Source organism: Klebsiella sp. SYXHC3, from assembly GCF_057196925.1.
This window is the reverse complement of record NZ_JBXUNG010000005.1, coordinates 225,949-250,678: the sequence shown is the minus strand read 5'-3', so window position 1 is coordinate 250,678 and position 24,730 is coordinate 225,949. Positions and strand designations below refer to the sequence as shown.

Here is a 24,730-nt window from a genome sequence, read left to right as displayed (position 1 = left end):
ACTAACCAGGCAGCTCACACAATGGGGCTAAAAAATGGTAAAGATCGCGTTCAGACCAACAGACGTCATCCCAACGACAAACCGGTACCAGCGGCATAAGCGCATTGCAAATCAGCACTTCATCGGCATCGCGCAGTACATCAGGGCGCATGGATACTTCGACAACATCAAAAGAAGAACGTGCCAACATAGCCATACAGTGCTGGCGCATAATGCCATTAACGCCCGCCTGATCGAGGCGCGGCGTGAACACCTGGCTTCCTTTACGCCAGAACACATTCGCGGCACAGCATTCCGTAAGCCACCCGTCGCTGTCAAGAACCAGCGCCTCATCGGCGTCCGTCTGCTCAAGATGAGAACGAATTAAGACTTGTTCGAGGCGATTAAGATGTTTGAGCCCCGCCAGCGAAGGATTGCGCCCCAGGCGGATCGGGCTTAACGCCAGGGTTATTCCCTCTTCTCGCCAACGCGCATAATGCGCGGGGAAAGACGACACACTCATCATGCGGGTAGGTTGAATGCATCCGCTCGCGCTATATCCCCGACCTCCTGAACCACGCGTTATGACCACTTTGAGTACGCCTTCTCGATGTGGCTTTGCCAGTTCTTGCATTTCTGCGGCCAACGTTTCCCATTCAGAAAAAGGTATCAAAAGTTTTTCGCAAGTATCTTGCAAGCGGCCCAAATGGGCATTGAAGAAGGCTATCTGGCCGTCGATGATTCGCGAGCTGGTAAAACACCCATCACCGAATTGAATTGCACGGTCGTTTGCTGCCAGCACATCCTGCTCGACACCATTTATCAAGAACATAGGGGGCTCCTCTCACCGGTGGCACAGTGTCTCAGGATAAAAAGCAGAGAACAAGCGGAGAAAACCGAATAAAAAAAGACCCGCCAGGCGGGTCTTTTCGTCAACGCTTAAACCAACATTAGCGGTTGATCATACTTTTTTGAAGATAATCGAACCGTTAGTACCGCCAAAGCCGAAGGAGTTACACAGGGTGTATTCCATACCGGAAACCTGACGCGCTTCATGAGGAACGAAGTCGAGGTCGCAACCTTCATCCGGGTTATCCAGGTTGATGGTCGGCGGAACCGCCTGATCGCGCAGCGCCAGAATAGAGTAGATAGACTCTACTGCGCCAGCCGCGCCTAACAGGTGGCCGGTCATTGATTTGGTGGAGCTCACCATCACGCGGCTTGCCGCATCGCCAAACACGGATTTCACCGCCTGGGCTTCTGCTTTATCACCGGCTGGCGTCGAAGTACCGTGGGCGTTGACATAGCCAATCTGGCCCGGTTCAATCGCCGCGTCGCGAATGGCGTTAACCATCGCCAGCGCAGCGCCAGCGCCATCTTCCGGTGGAGACGTCATATGGTACGCATCGCTGCTCATACCAAAACCAACGATCTCTGCGTAGATTTTCGCGCCGCGTTTTTTCGCATGCTCGTACTCTTCCAGCACGACCATACCCGCGCCGTCGCCCAGCACGAAGCCATCACGCTCTTTATCCCACGGACGGCTTGCCGCCTGCGGGTTGTCATTGCGGGTGGACAGCGCGCGCGCAGCGCCAAAGCCGCCTACGCCCAGCGGCGTACTCGCCTTCTCTGCACCACCGGCAACCATCGCGTCGGCATCGCCATAGGCGATAATACGTGCCGCGTGGCCGATATTGTGTACGCCTGAAGTACACGCGGTCGCGATGGAGATACTCGGTCCACGCAGACCAAACATGATGGTCAGATGACCGGCCACCATGTTAACAATTGTGGACGGAACGAAGAACGGGCTGATCTTCCGCGGTCCGCCGTTTACCAGCGAACTATGGTTTTCTTCGATCAGGCCGAGGCCCCCGATACCGGAACCGATAGCGGCGCCGATGCGGGTTGCGTTTTCTTCCGTCACTTCAAGGCCAGAATCCTGCATGGCCTGAACGCCAGCGACAATTCCATATTGAATGAAGGCATCCATCTTGCGCTGTTCTTTGCGCGAGATGATATCATCACAGTTAAAATCCTTTACTAAGCCAGCAAATTTCGTTGCATAGGCGCTAGTATCGAAATGGTCGATCAGGCTGATGCCACTCTGACCGGCAAGGAGAGCTTTCCAGGTAGACTCTACGGTATTGCCGACAGGAGACAACATGCCCAGTCCGGTCACAACTACACGACGCTTAGACACGGTTGTCCTCCAGGGAGGGAAAATAGATTCTTGTGGGACAAAAAAAGATAAAACTCAGGCGGTCGAATGACCGCCTGGAGATGTTCACTTACGCCTGGTGACCGTTGATGTAATCAATGGCAGCCTGAACGGTGGTGATTTTCTCAGCTTCTTCGTCCGGAATCTCAGTATCAAACTCTTCTTCCAGAGCCATTACCAGCTCAACGGTGTCAAGAGAATCAGCGCCCAGGTCTTCAACGAAGGAAGCATTGTTGGTAACTTCTTCCTGCTTAACGCCCAGCTGTTCGCCGATAATTTTCTTAACGCGTTCTTCGATAGTGCTCATACTCTTAAATTTCCTATCAAAACTCGCTTTCGCGATGGTTTTCGTAGTGTATAAAATGTTGAAAAATTTGCAACTAAATCCCGGCAGGTCTTACCACGATTTTACGCTATTTTGCGGCTGTTTGCCCTAATAACGCAAATGATTTCGCACAAAACTGTACCCGCAAGCGTGCAGACTGCGCGCTTCCTGAACATTTTGCGCAAATCTCGGTCAGACCATATACATCCCGCCATTGACGTGCAGGGTTTCACCAGTGATGTAACCCGCTTCGTCAGAGGCTAAGAATGCAACCGCGCTGGCGATTTCATTTGGGGAGCCAAGGCGCCCCGCAGGAACTGCAGCCAGCGTACCCGCACGCTGCTCATCGGTCAGCGCACGCGTCATGTCCGTTTCAATAAAGCCCGGAGCAACAACGTTTACAGTAATACCGCGAGACGCAACTTCACGTGCCAGTGACTTACTGAAACCAATCAGACCCGCTTTCGCCGCAGCGTAGTTAGCCTGACCAGCATTTCCCATGGTACCAACCACAGAACCGATAGTGATAATACGCCCATGACGCTTTTTCATCATAGCGCGCATTACCGCTTTTGACAGACGGAATACAGATGACAGGTTGGTTTCGATAATATCGTTCCACTCATCATCTTTCATTCGCATTAACAGGTTATCACGAGTAATCCCGGCATTATTGACCAGGATATCAACTTCGCCAAACTCTGCGCGAACATTTTCCAGAACAGATTCAATAGATGCCGGGTCGGTCACATTCAACATCAGACCTTTACCGTTGGCGCCTAAATAGTCGCTGATTGCCTGCGCACCGCTTTCGCTGGTGGCAGTACCGATAACTTTCGCACCGCGCGCGGCGAGGGTTTCAGCGATTGCGCGGCCGATACCGCGGCTCGCACCGGTAACCAGCGCGATTTTTCCTTCAAAACTCATGGTATTCCTCTTTTATTGCTCAAGCGCCGCAGACATCGCAGCCGGCTCGTTGAGCGCAGAAGCAGTCAGGGTGTCAACAATACGTTTGGTCAGGCCGGTGAGGACTTTACCCGGGCCCATTTCATACAGGTGCTCGACGCCCTGAGATGCCATAAACTCAACGGTCTTAGTCCACTGAACCGGGCTGTACAGTTGGCGAATCAGCGCGTCGCGGATAGCATCAGGCGCGGTTTCACACTTCACGTCGACGTTGTTCACAACCGGAATGGTAGGCGCATTAAAAGTGATTTTCTGCAGCTCTACCGCCAGTTTTTCAGCGGCAGGTTTCATCAGCGCGCAGTGAGACGGTACGCTGACCGGCAACGGCAGCGCACGTTTGGCGCCTGCGGCTTTACACGCAGCGCCTGCACGCTCAACGGCTTCTTTGTGCCCGGCGATAACCACCTGACCCGGTGAATTGTAGTTCACTGGCGAAACCACCTGCCCTTGTGCAGATTCTTCACAGGCTTTAGCGATGGACGCGTCGTCGAGGCCAATAATTGCAGACATCGCGCCGGTACCTTCTGGTACCGCTTCCTGCATGAATTTGCCACGCAGTTCAACCAGACGAACGGCATCAGCGAAATTAATCACGCCCGCGCAGACCAGCGCAGAGTATTCGCCAAGGCTATGACCGGCTAACAGCGCCGGCGCTTTACCACCCTGCTGCTGCCATACGCGATATAACGCGACGGAAGCGGTCAGCAGCGCCGGCTGCGTTTGCCAGGTTTTGTTCAGTTCTTCTGCCGGGCCCTGTTGGGCAAGCGCCCACAGATCGTAACCCAACGCTGCGGAAGCTTCGCCGAAAGTCTCTTCAATAACTGGCCAGGTCGCGGCCATATCTGCCAGCATACCGACAGCCTGAGAGCCCTGTCCCGGGAACACAAAAGCAAATTGCGTCATGTTTAAATCCTTATACTAAAAACGAACCAGCGCGGAACCCCAGGTGAAACCACCACCGAAGGCTTCCAGCAGAATCAACTGGCCGCGTTGAATACGGCCATCGCGAACGGCTTCATCGAGCGCGCAAGGGACCGAGGCGGCAGAAGTGTTACCGTGACGATCGAGCGTGACCACCACATTATCCATCGACATTCCCAGCTTTTTCGCCGTCGCGCTGATGATCCGCAGGTTAGCCTGGTGCGGCACCAGCCAATCCAGCGCCGAGCGCTCAAGATTATTGGCCGCCAGCGTCTCGTCAACGATATGCGCCAGTTCGGTGACCGCAACTTTAAACACTTCGTTGCCGGCCATCGTCAGATAAATCGGATTTTCCGGCTCTACGCGATCGGCGTTCGGCAGCGTTAACAGCTCACCGTAGCGGCCATCGGCATGCAGATGCGTGGAGATAATGCCTGGCTCTTCAGAAGCGCCAAGCACCACTGCGCCCGCGCCGTCGCCGAAGATAATGATCGTGCCGCGATCGGTTGGATCGCAGGTGCGCGCCAGCACGTCGGCGCCAATCACCAGCGCGTAATCTACGGCGCCGTTTTTCACATACTGGTCGGCGATGCTCAACGCGTAGGTGAAGCCCGCGCAGGCAGCTGCGACGTCAAACGCCGGACAGCCTTTGACCCCCAGCATAGATTGAATCTGGCACGCAGAGCTCGGGAAGGCATGAGTACCCGAGGTGGTCGCAACAACGATCAGACCAATTTGTTCCGGGTTGACATTCGCCATTTCCAGCGCTTTCTTTGCGGCTTCGAAGCCCATCGTAGCAACTGTCTCGTTCGCTGCGGCAATACGGCGTTCACGAATACCTGTACGTGTGACAATCCACTCGTCAGTCGTTTCAACCATTTTTTCCAGGTCGGCGTTAGTACGCACTTGCTCAGGCAGGTAGCTGCCGGTGCCAATAATCTTTGTATACATGTACGCTCAGTCACTCTTGGGTAATATACCCGCGTTGTTCAAACCGCAGGGCGTCAGTCGTATCCGTTGGTCCCGGTGTGCTGTCGGGCATTCCCGTTACCGCTGCTGCTCCCTGGCAGTTCAAAGCCTGCTGGGTATAACGATTCCAGGCGAGCGGCGATCCGCTGTGGAACCTGCCGCTGCACCGCCTGCACTGCCTGCTCTATTGCGACGCAAAATGCGCGCTGGTTGGCAGCGCCATGACTTTTGATCACAGAACCGCGCAATCCTAACAGACAGGCGCCATTATACTGGTCGGGGTTGAGGTGACTGAATCGCCTGCTCAGGCTTTTTTGTAACCAACGCTTTAATAAAATCAGCCACCACGACCGTTTTTTTCCCTCTCCCTGTGATTTCAGCAGCGAAAGGAACATCCTGACAACACCTTCCATCGTCTTTAATGTGACGTTGCCTGTGAATCCGTCACAAACCAGAACATCCGTTTTCCCCGTCAACAGTTCGTTAGCTTCAAGGTAACCAATATAGTTGAAGGACGGCAGTTTTTTGAGCATTGCCGACGCATCGCGAATGCTGGTGAGACCTTTCATCTCTTCTTCACCGATATTCAACAACGCAATGCGTGGGTTTTTAATCCCCACCACTTCTTCAGCTAACACTGCGCCCATTACGGCGAACTGCACCAGCATTGTACTGTCGCAATCGACGTTAGCGCCTAAATCCAGCACTACCGTTTTGCCCTTTTGCTGATGCGGCAGTACCGTCACCAGCGCCGGGCGCTCAATCCCCTCAATGGGCTTAAGCAATAATTTCGCCAGCCCCATCAGCGCGCCGGTATTTCCCGCGCTAACGCAGGCTTCGGCTCGCCCTTCTTTCACCAGCTCCAGCGCCAGGCGCATCGAGCTTCCGCGGCTACTGCGGATAGCCTGCGCGGGTCGCGCATCACTGGCAATAACTGACTGTGCAGGGATAATCTGCAGTCGCGAACGTTGTTCGAAATCAGCTTTGGCAAGTAATGGCGTGATGGCGTCGGGGTCGCCGACTAAAAGAAGTGTGAGTTGCGAATTAGAGTTCAGTGCCTGCAGTGCTGCAGGCACTGTCACGGATGGGCCAAAATCGCCCCCCATGACATCTAACGCCAGGGTTAGACGTGTCAAGGTATCGTCGCTGCCCGGTTCGGTTATTCCCCAGTTACCTGGGGAGATCCTCACTAAGCTTCACCACGCTTTTACTCTTGTCTTTCACGTTACAAGGACGTTGACTACGTTTTCTTGCAACGTGAAATCCACGGAGTAAGGCGTGATTACTTAGCGATTACCTTGCGACCGCGGTAGAAACCGTCGGCAGTGATGTGGTGACGCAGGTGTTTCTCACCAGAAGTTTTGTCTACAGACAGGCTGGTGACTGCGGTCAGAGCGTCATGGGAACGACGCATGCCACGTTTGGAACGGGTTGGTTTATTCTGTTGTACGGCCATGGACCTTACTCCTCAATTACTTATGCTTTAAGCTGGCTAATACGGCAAATGGGTTTGGTTTTTGTGCCTCTTCAGGCAGTTCGCCAAAGACCATGTCCGCGTCGGACACTTCACAGTGTTCAGAATCATGCACCGGAACTACCGGCAAGGAAAGAATGATTTCATCCTCAACCATCGCCTGCAGATCGATTTCACCGAATTCGTTAACCTCAATCGGCTCATACGCTTCCGGTAGTGCTTCTGCCTGTTCGTCATTTCTGACAGGGCTGAAACAATACGTTGTGTGAACATGATGAGGGAACGGTTTCCCGCAACGCTGACATTCGAGGGTTACCGACACCTTCGCATCACCGGTAATAACGGCGAGACGCTGGTTATCGATAGCGAACGACATACTGCATTCCACATCACTGTCCACGCTGACGACTGAATCGGCGACACGGCCAACCTGATCACGGGCGTAGATACCCTCGTAATCAAGGCGTTTTTGAGCCGTGCGAACCGGATCGAGAGTCAGGGGTAATTTTACCTTTTGCATAGGGCGCGCATATTAACTTTGTAATGTCATAGAGTCAAAGAAAAAGGCAGCCTCAGGTTGCCTTTTGCCATTTATTCGCACACATTGCGGCGCATAGTTTAAAATGATGCTCTGCGAAGCGCTATATGTGGATGAAAAAATATGTCTAATCTTCTCCTGGCCTCAACCTCGCCGTGGCGGCGGATGCTGCTGGAAAAACTCACGCTGCCGTTCGAATGCGCGGCGCCGGAGGTTGACGAAACGCCTCAGCCCGGCGAATCCGCTCGCCAGTTGGTTGTGCGTCTGGCGCAAGCCAAAGCCCAGGCGCTGGCATCCCGCTTCCCTCAGCACCTTATTATAGGTTCCGATCAGGTTTGCGTCTTAGACGGCGAAATCACCGGTAAACCGCACACTGAAGAAAACGCTCACCGTCAGCTACGCAAAGCCAGCGGCACGATTGTCACTTTTTATACCGGGCTTGCGCTCTACAATTCCGCCAACGGACACCTGCAAACGGAATGCGAACCCTTCGATGTCCATTTTCGTCATTTAAGCGATCAGGAGATCGAGGCCTATATCCGTAAAGAGAACCCTCTGCAGTGTGCCGGCAGTTTTAAAAGCGAAGGCTTAGGCATCACGCTATTTGAGCGACTGGAAGGACGCGATCCTAATTCGCTGGTTGGATTACCGCTGATAGCGCTATGCCAGATGTTGCGCCGGGAAGGCTTTAACCCGCTGCTTAGCTAGCCATAAAAGAAAGCGGCGGAGTATGAATCCGCCGCTGTGCTTATTTGCTATTGCGCAAAACCTGCAAGCAGTGTTTCAGTTGGTTATCCAACGGCGCTTCAATACGCATCACTTCACCGGTGCCTGGATGAGTGAACTTCAGCGCTGCCGCATGCAAAAACAGACGGTTTAAACCTGTCCCTGAAAGCTGCTTGTCAAACTCGCGATCGCCATAACGATCGTCAAAAGCAATAGGATGTCCCGCATACTGCGTGTGAACGCGAATCTGATGCGTACGCCCGGTAACCGGGCTACAGCGTACCAACGTGGCAAACGCGTAACGCTCTTCCACTTTAAAGCGCGTTTCGGAAGGCTTACCTTCCTGGCTCACGCGCACGATGCGCTCGCCGCTCTGCAGAATATTTTTCAGCAGCGGCGCTTGTACCACCTTCGTGTGCGACTGCCACTGACCGCGGACCAGCGCCAGATAATCCTTCTGCATCCCTTTCTCACGCAGTTGCTCATGAAGCGAGCGAAGCGCCGAACGTTTTTTCGCTACCAGCAGAACGCCTGAGGTATCACGATCGAGACGGTGGACCAGTTCCAGGAAACGGGCCTCAGGGCGTAGCGCCCGCAGCCCTTCAATCACGCCGAAGCTCAGACCGCTACCACCGTGCACCGCGGTACCGGAAGGTTTATTCAGCACCAGGATATGATCGTCTTCATAGAGGATAACATCCGACAGCGCCGCCACTTTTTGCAGATGCGGCGAAACGGCCTCTTCTTCGCGCTCGGCGACCCTCACCGGCGGGATACGCACTTCATCGCCATCTTCCAGTTTATATTCCGGCTTGACGCGTTTTTTGTTCACCCGCACCTCGCCTTTACGCAGGATGCGATAAATCATGCTCTTCGGTACGCCTTTAAGTTGCGTACGCAAAAAGTTGTCGATACGTTGCCCCGCTTCATCGGCGGAAATGGCAACCATTTTTACGGTTGGAGTCTCAGTTTTCATGGTCGGCGATTCTAAATAGCCGAGGGCATTAGCGCCACTCATTTTTATATGCTTATATTTATCAGTATCCGGTTTTCATCGCATGCTTCATCGGCGTTTTGTTTGTTATTAGAACAATCTGTAGACGCTGGTGAAAAAACTGTGAGTAACCCGGTGATAAAAGGTAAAAGTGAACTTGCTATAACAAGGTTAGCAATGGAATAATGAAGCCGTTTTCCGTGTTGACACTTGTTAGAACAAGAAATTAGCGGAATGACCAATTTTGTCTGACCGATCATCCACGCAGCAATGGCGTAAGACGTATTGATCTTTCAGACAGTTAGCGGGCTGCGGGTTGCAGTCCTTACCGGCACAGGCTCTATAAGATTTTTGCGTGGCAGGACGGCATCGACTCCGGAACCACCGGGAGTTCATCTGAATCCTCCGATTGAGGTGAACAGGTTAAGCCATTACTCCTGCGACGTGAGAGACGATGAGAATATACGCAACATCGTTTGAGGTGCGTCAAGGCTGCAAAAGAGAGAATCTTCAGTCGGTTGTACAAGCAATCGAGTGAGGTGAACAAGCGCGGCCAACGCGAAATCACTTAAAGGATGAAGTGTATAAATGGAATATTCTCTGGTGATACATCCCAGGCTGTTCCCCTGAATAATTGCGCTGTGTTTCCGTTTGAAACACAGGCGACCGACACTCTGCGCCTCTTAAGCGCGCGACAACCGTGAGGTTGGCGACGTGAACCAGACTCGAGGCCATCGGTTTTCACCCGGTAAGGCGTTACTCTGCCCGTAGCTTAGTCGTCAATGTAAGAATAATGAGTAAGTTACGATGAAAAGAATGTTAATCAACGCAACTCAGCAGGAAGAGTTGCGCGTCGCTCTTGTTGATGGGCAGCGCCTGTACGACCTGGATATCGAAAGCCCCGGGCACGAGCAGAAAAAAGCGAACATCTACAAAGGCAAAATCACTCGTATTGAACCTAGCCTTGAAGCCGCGTTTGTCGATTACGGCGCTGAGCGTCATGGTTTCCTCCCCCTCAAAGAAATTGCCCGCGAATACTTCCCAGCCAATTACAGCGCTCATGGCCGCCCTAACATTAAGGACGTTCTGCGTGAAGGTCAGGAAGTCATTGTTCAGATTGATAAAGAAGAGCGCGGTAATAAAGGCGCCGCGCTGACCACCTTTATCAGCCTGGCAGGCAGCTACCTGGTACTGATGCCGAACAACCCTCGCGCCGGCGGCATTTCGCGCCGTATCGAAGGTGACGATCGTACCGAGCTGAAAGAAGCGCTGGCGAGCCTTCAGTTGCCGGACGGCATGGGTCTTATCGTGCGTACCGCGGGCGTTGGCAAATCCGCTGAAGCGCTGCAGTGGGATCTGAGCTTCCGCCTGAAGCACTGGGAAGCGATTCAGAAAGCCGCTGAGAGCCGCCCTGCTCCGTTCCTGATCCACCAGGAAAGTAACGTTATCGTGCGTGCCTTCCGCGACTATCTGCGCCAGGACATCGGCGAAATCCTGATCGATAATCCGAAAGTGCTTGAGCTGGCGCGCCAGCATATCGCCGCCCTCGGTCGTCCGGATTTCAGCAGCAAAATCAAACTGTACACCGGTGAAATCCCGCTGTTCAGCCACTACCAAATTGAATCCCAGATTGAATCCGCGTTCCAGCGTGAAGTGCGTCTGCCGTCCGGTGGTTCTATCGTTATCGATAGCACCGAAGCGCTGACCGCTATCGACATCAACTCCGCTCGCGCGACCCGCGGCGGCGATATCGAAGAAACGGCGTTCAACACTAACCTCGAAGCGGCTGACGAAATCGCGCGCCAGTTGCGTCTGCGCGACCTTGGCGGCCTGATCGTTATCGACTTCATCGATATGACCCCGGTCCGCCACCAGCGTGCGGTTGAAAACCGCCTGCGTGAAGCCGTCCGCCAGGACCGCGCGCGTATCCAGATCAGCCATATCTCGCGCTTCGGCCTGCTGGAGATGTCCCGCCAGCGTCTGAGCCCGTCGCTGGGCGAATCCAGCCACCACGTGTGCCCACGCTGTAGCGGCACCGGTACCGTGCGTGACAACGAATCGCTGTCGCTCTCTATCCTGCGCCTGATTGAAGAAGAAGCGCTGAAAGAGAACACCAAAGAAGTCCACGCGATCGTTCCGGTACCTATCGCTTCTTACCTGCTTAACGAAAAACGTGCCGCAGTCAGCGCGATTGAAACCCGCCAGAGCGACATTCGCGTCATCATCGTCCCTAACGATGAGATGCAAACCCCGCACTACTCCGTACTGCGCGTGCGTAAAGGCGAAGAAACCTCCACGCTGAGCTATTTGCTGCCGAAACTGCACGAAGAAGAGATGGCGATGCCGTCTGACGAAGAACCGGCTGAACGCAAACGCCGCGAAGAGCCAGCGCTGGCTGCTTTCGTGATGCCGGATGCGCCGCCTGCGCCGGTACAGGAAGAAACCGCAGCCGCGCCGACCGCAGCGAAAGCCGCCGCTGCTCCGGCAGCGAAGGTAGCAACGCCTGCCCAGCCTGGTCTGCTGTCCCGCTTCTTCGGCGCGTTGAAAAACATCTTCTCCGGCGCAGAAGAAGCTAAACCGGCTGAAGTCAAAGCCGAGCAAAAAACTGAAGAGAAACCTGAGCGTCAGCAAGAGCGCCGTAAACCGCGTTCTAATAATCGCCGCGACCGTAACGACCGTCGTGATAACCGCGATAATCGTGACAACCGTGATACTCGTGATAATCGCGGAGAAAACACAGAAGGTCGCGAACCTCGTGAATCACGCGAGGAGAACCGCCGTAATCGTCGTGACAAACAATCACAGAACGCTGAACTGCGCGAATCTCGCCAAAACGCGGGCGATGAGTCTGATAAAGGCAAATCACGCGATGAGCAACAGCAACCGCGCCGTGAACGCAACCGCCGTCGTAATGATGACAAGCGTCAGGCACAGCAGGAAGCGAAAACTCAGACCCGCGAAGAACCGGTAGTACAGCAGGAAACCGAGCAGGAAGAGCGCGTTCAGAGCATGCCGCGTCGTAAGCCGCGTCAGCTGGCGCAGAAAGTCCGCTTTGAATCCGCAGAAACCGAGCAGGTTGTCGAAGCCGTTGCTGAGCAGCAGGCGGAATCCACTACGCCGCGTACGGAACTGGCAAAAGTCGATCTGCCGGCCGTCGTTGAAACTGCCGCTGAGCAGGATGAAAACGGCGACGCTCGTGAATCTAACGGTATGCCGCGTCGCTCTCGTCGCTCTCCGCGCCACCTGCGCGTAAGCGGCCAACGTCGCCGTCGTTACCGCGATGAGCGTTATCCGACCCAGTCGCCGATGCCGCTGGCCATCGCCTGCGCGTCGCCTGAGCTGGCGTCAGGTAAAGCGTGGATCCGCTATCCGATTGCCCGTGCGCATGATCAGCAGCAGGAAGAGTTACCGGTACAGGAAACCGCCAACGTTGAGCCTATCATTACGCCAGTCGTCGCGGAGACTATCGCTCCGGTTGTCGTTGCGGAAACCGTCGCAGCTGAAACTGTCGCACCGGCAGTGGCCAGCGAACCGACCGCAGAAGCGACCGTCGTTGAAGCTCCGGTCGTCGAAGAAACGGCGGTGGTTGAAGAGACCGCAGTTGTTGCGGAAAACGTTGCGCCGCAGGCAGAAGTCAGTGAGCCAGCAGAGCCGGTAGTCGAAGAAACTGAGACCGCACCTGCTCCAGCTACTGAAGAAACCGTCACTGCGCAGCCAACGATTGCCGAAGAAGAAACCGCTGTTGTCGAAGAAACGACCGTTGCCGCCGTTGAAGAAGCCGCGCCGGTTGTTGAACCGACGCCGGTCATCAGCACCGCGCCAGTGGTGAAAGCGCAACCGGCGACCACCGCGACTCGCCATGCGACCGCGCCGATGACCCGCGCACCGGCTCCGGAATACGTGCCGGAAGCCCCGCGCCAAAGCGATTGGGTTCGTCCTCCGTTTGCCTTTGAGGGTAAAGGGTCTGCAGGCGGCCATAGCGCCACTCACCAGGCCACGGCGGAAGCTACCCGTCCGCAGCCTGTAGAGTAACGGTGCTCAACGAAAAAACCGGCCAACTGGCCGGTTTTTTTATTTCTTCTCGTCCGGGCGCTGCATCCCCGCCACCTGTGGCATCACTTCGCGCATCAAATCGAGAAACTTGCGTAGCCGCGTCGGATAATAGCGCGCCCAGGGATAAACCAGATGCACCGGCAGCGGCGAAGCCCGCCACTGCGCAAACGGCTCAATCAGCCTGCCTGCCGCAATATCCTCCTCCACCGCCCAACTGGAAACAATTGCCGCCCCCAGCCCCGCCAGGGCGGTGTTACGCGCAACGTAGACGCTATCGGTACTCAGGCAAGGGACAATCGGGAAATTCATCAGCTGCCCGTCTACCTGATGCTGTAGCGTGACTTCATGCTGATAAAAGGTGCTGATAGCGACCCAGGGCAGCGCGGAGAGCGCCTGCGGTTCGCTGAGTTCCGGATGTCGCGCCATTAGCTCAGGCGCAACCACCAGGCTGCGGGGAACCACAGCCAATAATACCGATACCGTTGATGGATCGACTTCTGCGCCAACGCGGATCGCGCAATCAATATTATCGCTAAGAAAGTCGACGGTTTTATCATTCAGCATCCACTCAACGGAGAGCTCGGGATATCGCTGCAGAAAACTCACCAGCGGACCCAGCAACTGCTGTTGGCCAAAAGCGTGCGGCGCCCGCACCCGCAGCACGCCAACCGGCCGGTCCTCCTCGATGCGCAAATCATCTTCCAGCGCCAGCCAGCTGTCCACCAGCCGCCGCGCATGTTGATAACAGCGCTCGCCGTCATCGGTCAGTTTCATCGCATGGGTCGTGCGCAGAATAAGCCTCGCGCCAAGTAACGTCTCCAGCGACTGCAAACGTCGGCTGACGGTCGCCTGAGTCGTACTCATCTGCAGAGCCGCCGCCGAGAGCGAACCCGCTTCGACGATGCGAATAAAGGTCCGCATCAGCTCAATCCGATCTATACGCTCTTGTTTCTTCATTTATATTTTGCCTATACGTGCTACGTATAACCGTTTTACCACTACCCTATCTTCCGCGCCAGTCTGCTTCAGGGAACAATAGCGCCAACGCATTTACGAGGGCACTACCATGACACCGCTTCCTTTATCCCCCCGCCAGGCCGGCTGGGTTATTTTTATTCTCGCGCTCGGCGCTGGCTTCAGCGTCGCATCCATCTACTACGCCCAGCCGTTGCTGCCGTTAATCGGCGCCAACCTGCATCTCAGCGTGGAGGGTATGGGGCTGGTGCCCACGCTGACCCAGGCTGGCTATGCATTGGGAATATTATTTCTGCTGCCGCTCGGCGATCGCCACGATCGCCGAATGCTTATCCTGCTGAAAAGCGCCGTGCTGGCGGTACTGTTGCTACTCTGCAGCCTGACCGGTCAGCTTACCTCGCTACTGGTCGTCAGCCTGCTGATTGGCATGGCGGCGACCATGGCGCAGGATATTGTCCCGGCGGCGGCGATTCTGGCGCCGGCGGGCAAACAGGGGAAGATGGTCGGTACGGTGATGACCGGCCTGCTACTGGGGATCCTGCTTTCACGTACCGTCAGCGGGCTGGTCGGCGCGCTATTTGGCTGGCGGGTCATGTACCAGGCTGCGGCAGTCAGTATCGCCTTTATCGGCCTGTTAATGTGGCGTGTTGTGCCGCGTTTTGAGATCCACTCTACCCTCAGTTATCCGCAGTTGCTGAAGTCAATGGCCCATTTGTGGCAGCGCTATCCCGCGCTGCGCCGCGCGGCATTCGCCCAGGGCTTTTTGTCTATCGCCTTTAGCGCGTTCTGGTCGACGCTGGCGGTGATGCTCGCCGAACATTACCAGATGGGTAGCGCGGTCGCCGGCGGCTTCGGTATCGCTGGCGCGGCAGGCGCCCTGGCGGCACCGCTGGCAGGAGGACTGGCGGATAAAGTTGGCGCGGGGAGAGTCACCCAGCTCGGCGCGGCATTCGTCACCGTCTCCTTTGCCCTAATGTTGCTACTGCCCGCGCTGCCGGTACACGGCCAACTGGCGCTGATTGCGTTATCGGCTATCGGTTTTGACCTTGGTCTGCAGTCGAGCCTGGTGGCGCATCAAAACCTGGTTTACAGCCTGGAGCCCCAGGCCCGCGGCAGGCTTAACGCCTTGCTATTTACCGTGGTCTTCATCGGAATGGCTCTGGGATCGGTGCTGGGAAGTAAACTGTACGTGCTGGCTGGCTGGAACGGTGTGGTGATTCTGGCGGTGAGCAGCGGCGCGATTGCTCTGATTATCCGCCTGCTGGAAAATGCTCGTCTACAGGCCGCAGAACGCGCCGTGAGATAAAAAAACCCGCTCCGCATAGCGGAACGGGTTAATCAGGCCCGACGTTACGGTGAATTTAAATCGTGCGGCGGGCAAACTCTTTCAGGCGGAAGCCGAGCAGCAGCAAGGTCGCGAAATAGGCGACAACGCCAGCCACCACCACCACCATCAGACGCATCAGGCGGAACGGCATCGTCCCCTGCGACCATTCCGGCATCAGATACATCACGCCGACGAGCGCTGCGGCCATGACCAGCACCGCGATGACCAGACGCAGCAGGAAGACGAACCAGCCCGGCTGCGGCGTGAAGATTTTCTGCTTACGCAGTTGCCAGTAAAGCAGCGCGGCGTTCAGACAGGCAGCCAGACCAATAGACAGCGACAAGCCGGCATGCTTCAACGGGCCAATAAACGCCAGGTTCATCACCTGGGTCATTATCAGAGTAACAATGGCGATTTTAACCGGCGTCTTGATATCCTGGCGCGAGTAAAAGCCCGGCGCCAGCACCTTCACGACGATAAGCCCCATCAGTCCAACCGAATAAGCCACCAGAGCGCGTTGCGTCATCGCCGCATCGAAAGCGTTAAACTTACCGTACTGGAATAGCGATACCGTCAGCGGTTTGGCGAGAATGCCTAAGGCAACCGCGCTTGGCAAGGCCAGCAGGAAGCACAGACGCAGCCCCCAATCCATCAGTCGGCAGTACTCATCGTGATTGCCGCTGGCGAAACTTTTTGATAACGATGGCAACAGGATGGTGCCCAGCGCCACGCCCAGCACGCCGGAGGGGAACTCCATCAGACGGTCGGCATAATACATCCAGGAGACCGAACCTGAAACCAGGAAGGAGGCGAAAATGGTATTGATAATCAGCGAGATCTGGCTAACAGAGACGCCGAGGATCGCCGGCCCCATCTGCTTAACCACGCGAATCGCCCCGGCATCTTTCAGGTTAACCCGCGGCAGAACCAGCATACCTATTTTTTTCAGATGCGGCAGTTGATACGCCAGTTGCAGGATACCGCCAACCGTGACCGCCCAGGCCATCGCCAGCATTGGCGGATGAAAATAAGGCGCGGCAAACAGGGCAAAACCAATCATGCTGACGTTAAGGAAGGTCGGCGCGAAGGCGGGAACCGAGAAGCGGTTCCAGGTGTTAAGGATCGCCCCCACCAGCGACGCCAGCGAGATCAATAAAATGTAGGGGAAGGTGATGCGCAGCAGCTGGGTGGTTAAGGCAAATTTATCCGGCGTATCGGCAAAGCCCGGAGCGGTTACGGTAATCACCCATGGCGCCGCCAGCATCCCCGCCACGGTGACCAGCGCCAGAACCAGCGTCAACAGCCCGGAAACATAGGAGACGAACACCCGCGTCGCGTCTTCGCCCTGCTTACTTTTATATTCAGCGAGAATCGGCACAAACGCCTGAGAAAAGGCGCCTTCGGCAAAAATACGCCGCAAGAGGTTTGGCAGTTTGAAGGCCACAAAAAAGGCGTCGGTCGCCATCCCGGCGCCAAAAATACGCGCGACGATAGCATCGCGGGCGAACCCCAGTACGCGCGAGAACATGGTCATCGAGCTGACTGCCGCTAATGATTTTAATAGATTCATTACTGTCTTATTCCACAACCCATGGAGTAAAACGCCCGCAAAAGCGGGCGCTGGAAAGTGGCGATAGTCTACCGGGTTCGCAATGAATTACTACTGTCAGTTGTTACAACCAGTTATTCGCTCATCGCCTCGCGCCAGAGCTTTTCCACGATCCGCTGGGCTAAAAGCGCCTGCTCGCCGGCGGTTTCCGGAACCGTCTGATTTTGCACGCATTCGATAAAGTGCCGCGCGCAGCCGTCGAATCCACGCTGCTCAAGCGTCGTTTGCCAGCCGGGCGCCGGGCGCTGCAGGATACCGCTGCCCCGCTCTTCACGCCACTCGCGCATATCGCACACCTCATACAGTCCGCCATCGGTCACCGCTTGCACCCACTCACGCTGGCTTCCCGCGCGACGATGCATACTGGTGGTGATCTGCAGTTGCCCCGCGCTGAAGTGATGCTCGGCGTAGAGCATTTCCCCTTGAGAAGTGGTTTGCAGGACCCCGCCGTCCACCCGCGTTTTATCTCCCGCCAGCCACAGCGCGGTATCGACAACATGCAGATAATCATCCAGCAGGGTAAAGCGCAGCTCTTTGCCCACGCTATCGCTACGGTGCTTATCCATGCGCAATGACGCCGCGTCATTGAGATGCGCTTTCAATTCACGATACAACGGCGCAAAGCGGCGATTGAAGCCCACCATTAACGTTAAACGCCGACGTGCCGCCAGTTCAACCAATGATTCGGCTTCGCTGAGCTTGTCCGCCAGCGGCTTATCCACGCAAACATGAACGCCTGCATTCAGCAGATGATGAACCACTTCATAATGTGAAGCGGTTGAGGTATGGACAAATACCGCATCACATTGCGCCGCCAGCGCATCCAGAGACTCGGCATAGGGCAGACGCCAGGTTTCGCAGATGCGTAACGCTTTCTCTTTTCCTGGCGACCAGGCGGCCTGCAGCGTCCAGCCATCAGCGGCGCCCAGCACCGGCAGCCATGCCTTTTGCGCAATGCCGCCAAGTCCCACCACGCCAACACGTAATTTCGCCGTCACGGTTACTCTCCTAAATGAGCCAGTAGTGAATCAAGGCGTACTTTGAGCTCAGCGACTTCACTTTCCAGCGCCTCAACGCGCGCCTGCAAATCGTCATTCGGCGGCGACACGGCTTCCACGACGGTAATGAGCGAATCCATGTCATCACAAAACAGGTGCATATAGCGGCTTTCGCGTTTACCCGGCTCGCGCGGAAGGCGCGCGACGTAAGGACCGTCTTCACGACTGGCCAAATTGTCGAGCGTGCTTTCCACCTCGGCCATGTCGCGGAATTCATACATCCGCTGCGCGCGGCTACGCAGCTCGCCTGGCGTTTGCGCACCGCGCAGCAGCAGCGTCGTGACAATGGCGACTTCCGCCGCCGTTAATTTGAGATCGCCAAATTCCGAATTGCAGAAGCGCTGTTCATATTTGGTCACCCGGTTGCCAAAACCGCTTACCGTACGCAGGTAGTGGCGTTTGACCAGCTCATCCAGCAAATCCTGGACGTCGCTTTCCGCCAGCGACATTACCGGCTCACGGTTGGTTTTCTGGTTACAGGCGGTAACCACAGCATTCACTGATAGCGGATATTGTTCCGGCGTGGTCACCTGCTTCTCCAGCAGGCAACCAATGATGCGCGCTTCATGCGCGGTTAGCTGATATTTCATGTTTTCTCCTTAGCGCCCTGGTGTCCAGTCAGTGGCCGTTAACGCCGTCAATACGTGGTCTCGCCATTGCCCATCAATGAGGAGGTAGTCCTTTGCGTAACCCTCTTTTTCGAACCCGAGCCGGGCAAGCAGATCGCCGCTGCGTTTGTTATGCGGCATATAGTTGGCCATGATACGGTGAATATGCTGCGTACGTTGCATATAGCGAATCGCCGCGGTCAGCGCTTCAAACATCAGCCCCTGCCCTTGCCACTTTTCACCAATGGAATAGCCGAGATAACAGGCATGAAATGAACCACGCACCACATTTGAGAAATTCGCTACGCCAATAATCTCTTTCTCATCAGGATCGAGTAGCGCGAAATAAAAGGCCGAACCCTGTTTATGAAACTCCGTAATCATCGATAATCGCGCCTGCCAGCCGGAAGGATAACAGTGGCTTTCATCGCGCACCGGCTCCCAGGGTTTCAGGAACCCCTTGTTTTCCGCGTAATAATCGGCCAGACGCCAGGCGTCACGATCGTGAACCAGCCGCACCACCAGCCGGTCCGTCGTCAAACGCACCTTGGGTACGTTACTGCGATAGCCAAACATTCCTCACTCCTGTTCCCTGCCCCAAACTAATATCTTTCACTATACCTTCCCTGAGTGAAGGTGGGAAAACAGCAACATACCATTTTCTGCACCATCTCCATTTTTCGATGAATAGGCTCAATCGATCTTGCTTTTTGATAAAAAAATATTGTCGCCAGTATGCTGGGAAAATAACCGCCGCCCCCGCAGAATATCTAAGCTTATCTTTCTTTTTCCCTGGAGGGGAAATGTCCCGCGTATCGCAGGCAAGGAGCCTGGGTAAATATTTCCTGTTAGTCGATAACATGCTGGTTGTGCTCGGCTTTTTTGTCGTATTCCCACTGATATCGATCCGTTTTGTCGACCAAATGGGTTGGGCGGCGCTGATGGTCGGTATCGCCCTCGGTCTACGTCAGCTGGTGCAACAAGGTTTAGGCATCTTCGGTGGGGCGATTGCCGATCGTTTCGGCGCCAAACCGATGATCGTCACCGGCATGCTGATGCGCGCCGGCGGTTTCGCGGCGATGGCCGTCGCCCATGAGCCCTGGGTGCTCTGGCTCTCATGCATTTTGTCCGGTCTCGGCGGCACCCTGTTCGACCCGCCGCGAGCGGCGCTGGTGGTCAAACTGGTGCGCCCGCATCAACGTGGTCGCTTCTTCTCTATCCTGATGATGCAAGATAGCGCCGGCGCGGTCATCGGCGCCCTGCTCGGCAGTTGGCTATTACAGTACGATTTCCGTCTGGTGTGCAGCGCAGGGGCAGCGCTCTTTATTGCCTGTGCCGCATTTAACGCCTGGTATCTGCCGGCATGGAAACTCTCGACGGTCAAAACACCGATCCGCGAAGGACTGGGGCTGGTGTTACGCGATAAGCGCTTTGTCACTTACGTGTTGACCCTGACCGGTTACTACATGCTGGCCGTGCAGGTGATGCTCATGCTGCCGATTATGGTTAACGATATTGCGGGCTCTCCGGCGGCGGTGAAATGGATGTATGCCATCGAGGCGACAATCTCCCTGACGCTGCTGTATCCCATCGCCCGTTGGAGCGAGAAACGTTTTCGCCTCGAGCATCGTCTGATGGCGGGTTTGCTGGTGATGACGGCGGCGATGCTGCCGATTGGCTTAACCAGCACGCTACAGCAGCTGTTTACCTTAATCTGTATTTTCTATATCGGCTCGATCATTGCCGAACCTGCGCGCGAAACGCTGGGCGCTTCACTGGCTGATGCCCGCGCTCGCGGCAGCTATATGGGTTTCAGCCGCCTTGGTCTGGCATTTGGCGGCGCGCTGGGGTATGCCGGCGGCGGCTGGCTGTTTGATGCAGGTAAAGTGCTTAATCAACCTGAACTACCGTGGCTGATGCTGGGCATTATCGGCTTTGCAACTTTCATTGCGCTATGGTGGCAGTTTAGCCAGAAACGGTCGGCTTCCGGCATGCTGGAACCGCGCACCTGACAATCAGCCAAAGTGGTAATCCTTTTTTTCAGCATTTTCCGCTAGTACAAGCGGGGCTAGCAGACCATGCTGCTTTGTGTCAGGATTAGCTATGGCATGACGTTAAGGAACCCAATGAAAAAGATGTTGATCGCGGCCGCGCTGATTGTCAGCGGCCTTCTGAGCGGATGTAACCAGCTTACGCAATACTCCGTTAGCGAGCAGGAGATTAACCAGGCGCTGCAGAAACGTAATCACTTCGCTAAAGATATCGGCCTGCCTGGCGTAGCGGATGCGCACATTGAGCTGCAAAACCTGACCAGCGCCATTGGTCGTGAAGAGCCGAACAAGGTGTCGTTGAGCGGAACCGCTAATCTGGATCTGAATTCGCTGTTTGGCAATCAGAAAGCGACCATCGACCTGAAGCTCAAAGCGCTGCCGGTGTTCAATAAAGAGCAAGGCGCGATTTATCTGCGTGAAATGGAAGTCGTCGATGCGAAAGTTAAGCCGGAAAAGCTCACCTCCGTGGTACAGACGCTGATCCCTTATCTGAATCAGTCGCTGCGCAGCTATTTCAATCAGCAACCAGCCTACGTTCTGCGTGAAGATGCCAGCACCGGCGAAGCCCTGGCTAAGAAATACGCTAAAGGCATTGAAGTGAAACCGGGCGAGATAATCATCCCCTTCACTGATTAAACAATAAGGGCGCTGAATATGGCGCCCTTAATTTTTTACGGAAATGAGTGCAAAGGAAAACGTTTACGCTTATCCTTAGTGCCCGGCAAAAAACAGCCCTGATGACTGAACCAATTAGCCGGAGCCTTCCATGACAGCACAACCCCAGGTATTGAAAATCCGCCGCCCTGACGATTGGCATATCCATCTACGCGATGATGATATGTTGCAAACCGTCGTGCCTTACACCAGTGAGTTTTATGGCCGGGCGATCGTGATGCCGAATCTGGTACCGCCAGTAACGACCGTCGCTGCTGCCATTGCTTACCGCCAGCGCATCATCGATGCGATTCCCGCCGGGCATGATTTCACTCCGCTGATGACCTGCTACCTGACCGACACGCTCGATCCGGACGAACTGGAGCGCGGATTCCGTGAAGGCGTATTTACCGCAGCCAAACTCTACCCGGCAAACGCCACCACCAACTCCAGTCACGGCGTGACCAGCACCGATGCCATTATGCCGGTGCTGGAACGGATGGAAAAACTGGGCATGCCGCTACTGGTACACGGCGAAGTTACCCATGCTGATATCGATATCTTCGATCGCGAAGCGCGCTTTATTGAGACGGTGATGGAACCGCTGCGCAAACGGCTGCAGGGGTTAAAAGTGGTCTTCGAACATATCACCACCAAAGATGCCGCTGAATACGTGCGCGACGGCAACGAACTGCTGGCCGCCACCATCACGCCGCAGCATCTGATGTTTAACCGCAACCATATGCTGGTTGGCGGTATTCGCCCGCATCTATATTGCCTGCCGATCCTCAAGCGCAATATCCACCAGCAGGCGCTGCGTGAACTGGTCGCCAGCGGGTTCAGTCGCGCGTTCCTCGGCACCGACTCCGCTCCGCATGCACGCCACCGTAAAGAGGCCAGTTGCGGCTGTGCGGGCTGTTTCAATGCCCCGACCGCGCTTGGTAGTTACGCCACCGTCTTTGAAGAGATGAATGCGCTGGAACATTTTGAGGCTTTCTGCTCGTTGAATGGCCCGCGTTTCTACGGCCTGCCGGTGAATGAAAGCTACGTTGAACTGGTACGCGAAGAGAGTACCGTCGCCGAAAGCATCGCCCTTCCTGGCGATACGCTGATACCGTTCCTGGCCGGCGAAACCGTGCGCTGGACGATGAAAAAATAAAGTTTTTTGCCCCCTGTTGTAAATGTGCAAGCGTTACTGTATAAATAACCAGTATATTACCCAGGGGGCCATTATGCGCATCGAAGTGTCAATTGCCAAAACCACAGCCTTACCCAACGGCGCGCTGGAAGCGCTGAATAACGAACTCGCTAAGCGTATCGCTCACTATTACCCGGAACGTGAAAACCAGGTCACGGTACGTTATGCCGCCGGCAATAATTTATCTGTCATCGGTGGCCTGAAAGAAGACAAAGACCGGATTAGCGAAATCCTGCAGGAAACCTGGGAAAGCGCCGACGACTGGTTTATCCACGACTAAGCCTCCGGGTCTGCTTACGCAAAATCAATTTGCTCCCTCATTGTGCTTTTTTTTTGCCGGGTCGCCCCGGCTTTTTTATCTCCGCTCACAACTAAGACTTTCCTTAATATCCTGATAAATTCCTTAAAAAATAATGAGACCCAGGACGAAACTCGCGCAAAAAACCGCCAATCAGCGCAAAATTTGTCGCTATTTATTTATTTTCTCGAGTTTGTACTTAACTGCTGATATAATTAACCTGCTTCAGAAAACAAGCATTAAACCTCGAGAATTGTTGTCTTTTAACATATGAATAAGGGGTTATGATGGAAAAGAATAATGAAGTCATCCAGACCCATCCCCTCGTCGGATGGGACATCAGCACCGTTGATAGCTACGATGCGCTGATGTTGCGCCTGCACTACCAAAACCCCACCCAAGAAAGCGATAAAGAAGCAGAAATTGGCCAGACGCTATGGCTAACGACGGACGTCGCACGTCAGTTTATTTCTATTCTGGAAGCAGGAATAGCGAAGATAGAATCTGGCGATTACCAGGCAAATGAGTATCGCAGACATTAGCATCACCGATGATGTCTAAATATTCACTGAACAGGCACCTGCGGGTGCCTGAATTATTTTTCGCGCTTGTACATCCGGCAGATGTTAATTACCCTGCTAATAAAACAATAACCCGGAACTCACCATGCAATACGACCTCATCATTATCGGTAGCGGCTCCGTTGGCGCTGCCGCTGGCTATTACGCCCGCCGCGCCGGTCTGAATGTCCTGATGACCGATGCCCACAAACCGCCGCATCAGGAAGGCAGCCACCATGGCAACACGCGTCTGATTCGTCACGCTTATGGCGAGGGCGAAAAATACGTACCGTTGGTGCTACGTGCCCAGCAGCTATGGGACGAATTCGCGCAAGACAGCGGCGAGGCCGTATTCGAAAAAACCGGCGTCATTAACCTGGGCCCCGCCAGCTCCGATTTTCTCAATAACGTTGCCCACAGCGCGCGTCAGTTTAAGCTTAACGTAGAGGAACTGGACGCTGAAGCTGTCATGAAGCGTTGGCCGGAGATCCGTATCCCACAAGATTATCGGGCAATTTTTGAGCCGGCTTCCGGCGTGTTACGCAGCGAACTGGCGGTTGAAACCTGGATCCGGCTGGCGCGTGAGGCGGGTTGTGCCCAGCTCTTCAACTGTCCGGTGACCGCGATCCATCATCATGCCGATGGCGTGACCATCGATACCGCTGACGGCAGTTACAATGGCAAAAAACTGCTGATCAGCGCCGGAACCTGGGTAACGAAATTATTGCCGGAACTGCCCATTCAACCGGTACGTAAAGTCTTCGCCTGGTTCCAGGCCGATGGTCGCTATAGCACGAAAAATAACTTCCCTGCTTTCACCGGCGAACTACCGAATGGCGATCAGTATTATGGCTTCCCGGCGGAAGACAACGAATTGAAGATCGGCAAACACAATGGCGGCCAGCTGATTTCCGAACCGGGCGAGCGGAAACCGTTTGGCGCTGTCGCCAGCGATGGGTCTGAGTCGTTCAACTTCCTGCGCAACGTGCTGCCCGGAATTGGCGGCTGCCTGCACGGCGCCTCCTGTACGTACGATAATACGGTAGATGAAGATTTCATCATTGATACGCTTCCCGGTCACGACAACACATTACTCATTACCGGTTTAAGCGGCCACGGTTTCAAATTTGCCCCGGTACTTGGCGAAATTGCGACGCAATTTGCGCAAGGTGAAACGACGGAGTTTGATTTGACTCCCTTCTCGCTGGCGCGATTTTCACAATAAT

At 55.0% G+C, this 24,730-nt stretch carries 24 protein-coding genes; 9 read left to right on the top strand and 15 right to left on the bottom strand.

Annotated elements, in window-relative coordinates; translation table 11 throughout:
* Position 1: 1 nt before the first annotated feature.
* From pabC to yceD, 9 genes are all read right to left on the bottom strand, one after another.
* On the bottom strand, positions 2 to 811 hold the full coding sequence (gene pabC, locus AC2CGP_RS15395) for an aminodeoxychorismate lyase (RefSeq protein ID WP_063443651.1): 810 nt from the start codon (positions 809 to 811) through the stop codon (positions 2 to 4).
* A gap of 129 nt (positions 812 to 940) precedes the next feature.
* Positions 941 to 2,182, bottom strand: a complete 1,242-nt coding sequence (fabF, locus tag AC2CGP_RS15390; RefSeq protein ID WP_015705037.1) for a beta-ketoacyl-ACP synthase II — start codon at positions 2,180 to 2,182, stop codon at positions 941 to 943.
* An 88-nt stretch (positions 2,183 to 2,270) separates the two neighbouring features.
* On the bottom strand, positions 2,271 to 2,507 hold the full coding sequence (gene acpP / locus AC2CGP_RS15385) for an acyl carrier protein (protein WP_000103754.1): 237 nt from the start codon (positions 2,505 to 2,507) through the stop codon (positions 2,271 to 2,273).
* A 210-nt stretch (positions 2,508 to 2,717) separates the two neighbouring features.
* Positions 2,718 to 3,452, bottom strand: coding sequence for a 3-oxoacyl-ACP reductase FabG (gene fabG, locus AC2CGP_RS15380; RefSeq protein ID WP_015367190.1), 735 nt, complete (start codon positions 3,450 to 3,452; stop codon positions 2,718 to 2,720).
* A gap of 12 nt (positions 3,453 to 3,464) precedes the next feature.
* Positions 3,465 to 4,394 (bottom strand): ACP S-malonyltransferase, encoded by a 930-nt coding sequence (gene fabD, locus AC2CGP_RS15375; RefSeq protein WP_015367191.1) that lies wholly within the window; start codon positions 4,392 to 4,394, stop codon positions 3,465 to 3,467.
* A 15-nt stretch (positions 4,395 to 4,409) separates the two neighbouring features.
* Complete coding sequence (locus tag AC2CGP_RS15370) at positions 4,410 to 5,363, bottom strand: beta-ketoacyl-ACP synthase III (protein WP_015367192.1); 954 nt, start codon at positions 5,361 to 5,363, stop codon at positions 4,410 to 4,412.
* A gap of 53 nt (positions 5,364 to 5,416) precedes the next feature.
* A complete protein-coding gene (gene plsX, locus AC2CGP_RS15365) occupies positions 5,417 to 6,517 on the bottom strand; it encodes a phosphate acyltransferase PlsX (RefSeq protein WP_086557245.1) in 1,101 nt (366 codons plus the stop codon).
* A 146-nt stretch (positions 6,518 to 6,663) separates the two neighbouring features.
* On the bottom strand, positions 6,664 to 6,837 hold the full coding sequence (gene rpmF, locus AC2CGP_RS15360) for a 50S ribosomal protein L32 (RefSeq protein WP_000290724.1): 174 nt from the start codon (positions 6,835 to 6,837) through the stop codon (positions 6,664 to 6,666).
* A gap of 16 nt (positions 6,838 to 6,853) precedes the next feature.
* Positions 6,854 to 7,375: a 23S rRNA accumulation protein YceD gene (gene yceD / locus AC2CGP_RS15355; RefSeq protein ID WP_015705036.1), complete on the bottom strand. Its 522-nt coding sequence runs from the start codon at positions 7,373 to 7,375 to the stop codon at positions 6,854 to 6,856.
* Positions 7,376 to 7,516: 141 nt separating this feature from the next.
* Between yceD and AC2CGP_RS15350 the strand changes: the two genes are divergently transcribed.
* Positions 7,517 to 8,101, top strand: coding sequence for a Maf family protein (locus tag AC2CGP_RS15350; protein WP_015367195.1), 585 nt, complete (start codon positions 7,517 to 7,519; stop codon positions 8,099 to 8,101).
* 40 nt (positions 8,102 to 8,141) lie between these two features.
* On the opposite strand, the gene rluC is transcribed toward AC2CGP_RS15350, so the two are convergent.
* The gene (gene rluC, locus AC2CGP_RS15345; RefSeq protein WP_072205245.1) at positions 8,142 to 9,095 is read right to left on the bottom strand and encodes a 23S rRNA pseudouridine(955/2504/2580) synthase RluC; all 954 of its coding nucleotides are present in this window, start codon (positions 9,093 to 9,095) and stop codon (positions 8,142 to 8,144) included.
* A gap of 825 nt (positions 9,096 to 9,920) precedes the next feature.
* On the opposite strand from rluC, the gene rne reads away from it, so the two are divergent.
* Entirely contained in the window at positions 9,921 to 13,145 is a 3,225-nt protein-coding gene (rne, locus tag AC2CGP_RS15340; protein ID WP_047058271.1) for a ribonuclease E, read from the top strand.
* Positions 13,146 to 13,184: 39 nt separating this feature from the next.
* On the opposite strand, the gene AC2CGP_RS15335 is transcribed toward rne, so the two are convergent.
* Positions 13,185 to 14,123: a LysR family transcriptional regulator gene (locus AC2CGP_RS15335; RefSeq protein ID WP_163312384.1), complete on the bottom strand. Its 939-nt coding sequence runs from the start codon at positions 14,121 to 14,123 to the stop codon at positions 13,185 to 13,187.
* Positions 14,124 to 14,232: 109 nt separating this feature from the next.
* Here AC2CGP_RS15335 and AC2CGP_RS15330 point away from each other — a divergent pair, with 109 nt between their 5' ends.
* Positions 14,233 to 15,447: an MFS transporter gene (locus tag AC2CGP_RS15330; protein WP_110916026.1), complete on the top strand. Its 1,215-nt coding sequence runs from the start codon at positions 14,233 to 14,235 to the stop codon at positions 15,445 to 15,447.
* A 55-nt stretch (positions 15,448 to 15,502) separates the two neighbouring features.
* Here AC2CGP_RS15330 and murJ read toward each other — a convergent pair whose 3' ends face one another.
* The 4 genes from murJ to rimJ all read right to left on the bottom strand — a co-directional run bounded on the left by murJ (position 15,503) and on the right by rimJ (position 19,319).
* A complete protein-coding gene (gene murJ, locus AC2CGP_RS15325) occupies positions 15,503 to 17,038 on the bottom strand; it encodes a murein biosynthesis integral membrane protein MurJ (protein WP_015367200.1) in 1,536 nt (511 codons plus the stop codon).
* A gap of 113 nt (positions 17,039 to 17,151) precedes the next feature.
* Positions 17,152 to 18,075, bottom strand: coding sequence for a Gfo/Idh/MocA family protein (locus tag AC2CGP_RS15320; RefSeq protein ID WP_015367201.1), 924 nt, complete (start codon positions 18,073 to 18,075; stop codon positions 17,152 to 17,154).
* 2 nt (positions 18,076 to 18,077) lie between these two features.
* A complete protein-coding gene (locus AC2CGP_RS15315; protein WP_015367202.1) occupies positions 18,078 to 18,725 on the bottom strand; it encodes a YceH family protein in 648 nt (215 codons plus the stop codon).
* Positions 18,726 to 18,734: 9 nt separating this feature from the next.
* Positions 18,735 to 19,319: a ribosomal protein S5-alanine N-acetyltransferase gene (gene rimJ, locus AC2CGP_RS15310; protein WP_015367203.1), complete on the bottom strand. Its 585-nt coding sequence runs from the start codon at positions 19,317 to 19,319 to the stop codon at positions 18,735 to 18,737.
* Positions 19,320 to 19,546: 227 nt separating this feature from the next.
* On the opposite strand from rimJ, the gene mdtH reads away from it, so the two are divergent.
* The 6 genes from mdtH to solA all read left to right on the top strand — a co-directional run bounded on the left by mdtH (position 19,547) and on the right by solA (position 24,729).
* Positions 19,547 to 20,755: a multidrug efflux MFS transporter MdtH gene (gene mdtH, locus AC2CGP_RS15305; protein WP_015367204.1), complete on the top strand. Its 1,209-nt coding sequence runs from the start codon at positions 19,547 to 19,549 to the stop codon at positions 20,753 to 20,755.
* Positions 20,756 to 20,869: 114 nt separating this feature from the next.
* Entirely contained in the window at positions 20,870 to 21,430 is a 561-nt protein-coding gene (locus tag AC2CGP_RS15300; RefSeq protein WP_015705031.1) for a lipoprotein, read from the top strand.
* 130 nt (positions 21,431 to 21,560) lie between these two features.
* A complete protein-coding gene (pyrC, locus tag AC2CGP_RS15295; RefSeq protein ID WP_015367206.1) occupies positions 21,561 to 22,607 on the top strand; it encodes a dihydroorotase in 1,047 nt (348 codons plus the stop codon).
* Positions 22,608 to 22,680: 73 nt separating this feature from the next.
* On the top strand, positions 22,681 to 22,926 hold the full coding sequence (dinI, locus tag AC2CGP_RS15290) for a DNA damage-inducible protein I (protein WP_015367207.1): 246 nt from the start codon (positions 22,681 to 22,683) through the stop codon (positions 22,924 to 22,926).
* A gap of 305 nt (positions 22,927 to 23,231) precedes the next feature.
* Complete coding sequence (gene bssS / locus AC2CGP_RS15285; RefSeq protein WP_015367208.1) at positions 23,232 to 23,486, top strand: biofilm formation regulator BssS; 255 nt, start codon at positions 23,232 to 23,234, stop codon at positions 23,484 to 23,486.
* 124 nt (positions 23,487 to 23,610) lie between these two features.
* Positions 23,611 to 24,729 (top strand): N-methyl-L-tryptophan oxidase, encoded by a 1,119-nt coding sequence (gene solA, locus AC2CGP_RS15280; RefSeq protein ID WP_015705029.1) that lies wholly within the window; start codon positions 23,611 to 23,613, stop codon positions 24,727 to 24,729.
* Position 24,730 lies beyond the last annotated feature (1 nt).

Excerpts from the sequence above, each read along its gene's own strand:
- mdtH (WP_015367204.1), top strand. The coding sequence starts at position 19,547 with ATGTCCCGCGTATCGCAGGCAAGGAGCCTGGGTAAATATTTCCTGTTA.
- rluC (WP_072205245.1), bottom strand. The coding sequence starts at position 9,095 with ATGAAAACTGAGACTCCAACCGTAAAAATGGTTGCCATTTCCGCCGAT.
- AC2CGP_RS15370 (WP_015367192.1), bottom strand. The coding sequence starts at position 5,363 with ATGTATACAAAGATTATTGGCACCGGCAGCTACCTGCCTGAGCAAGTG.
- murJ (WP_015367200.1), bottom strand. The coding sequence starts at position 17,038 with ATGAATCTATTAAAATCATTAGCGGCAGTCAGCTCGATGACCATGTTC.
- AC2CGP_RS15350 (WP_015367195.1), top strand. The coding sequence starts at position 7,517 with ATGTCTAATCTTCTCCTGGCCTCAACCTCGCCGTGGCGGCGGATGCTG.
- bssS (WP_015367208.1), top strand. The coding sequence starts at position 23,232 with ATGGAAAAGAATAATGAAGTCATCCAGACCCATCCCCTCGTCGGATGG.
- fabD (WP_015367191.1), bottom strand. The coding sequence starts at position 4,394 with ATGACGCAATTTGCTTTTGTGTTCCCGGGACAGGGCTCTCAGGCTGTC.
- fabG (WP_015367190.1), bottom strand. The coding sequence starts at position 3,452 with ATGAGTTTTGAAGGAAAAATCGCGCTGGTTACCGGTGCGAGCCGCGGT.
- AC2CGP_RS15315 (WP_015367202.1), bottom strand. The coding sequence starts at position 18,725 with ATGAAATATCAGCTAACCGCGCATGAAGCGCGCATCATTGGTTGCCTG.
- acpP (WP_000103754.1), bottom strand. The coding sequence starts at position 2,507 with ATGAGCACTATCGAAGAACGCGTTAAGAAAATTATCGGCGAACAGCTG.
- rne (WP_047058271.1), top strand. The coding sequence starts at position 9,921 with ATGAAAAGAATGTTAATCAACGCAACTCAGCAGGAAGAGTTGCGCGTC.
- AC2CGP_RS15335 (WP_163312384.1), bottom strand. The coding sequence starts at position 14,123 with ATGAAGAAACAAGAGCGTATAGATCGGATTGAGCTGATGCGGACCTTT.
- rpmF (WP_000290724.1), bottom strand. The coding sequence starts at position 6,837 with ATGGCCGTACAACAGAATAAACCAACCCGTTCCAAACGTGGCATGCGT.
- rimJ (WP_015367203.1), bottom strand. The coding sequence starts at position 19,319 with ATGTTTGGCTATCGCAGTAACGTACCCAAGGTGCGTTTGACGACGGAC.
- yceD (WP_015705036.1), bottom strand. The coding sequence starts at position 7,375 with ATGCAAAAGGTAAAATTACCCCTGACTCTCGATCCGGTTCGCACGGCT.
- pabC (WP_063443651.1), bottom strand. The coding sequence starts at position 811 with ATGTTCTTGATAAATGGTGTCGAGCAGGATGTGCTGGCAGCAAACGAC.
- pyrC (WP_015367206.1), top strand. The coding sequence starts at position 21,561 with ATGACAGCACAACCCCAGGTATTGAAAATCCGCCGCCCTGACGATTGG.
- AC2CGP_RS15330 (WP_110916026.1), top strand. The coding sequence starts at position 14,233 with ATGACACCGCTTCCTTTATCCCCCCGCCAGGCCGGCTGGGTTATTTTT.
- AC2CGP_RS15300 (WP_015705031.1), top strand. The coding sequence starts at position 20,870 with ATGAAAAAGATGTTGATCGCGGCCGCGCTGATTGTCAGCGGCCTTCTG.
- dinI (WP_015367207.1), top strand. The coding sequence starts at position 22,681 with ATGCGCATCGAAGTGTCAATTGCCAAAACCACAGCCTTACCCAACGGC.
- solA (WP_015705029.1), top strand. The coding sequence starts at position 23,611 with ATGCAATACGACCTCATCATTATCGGTAGCGGCTCCGTTGGCGCTGCC.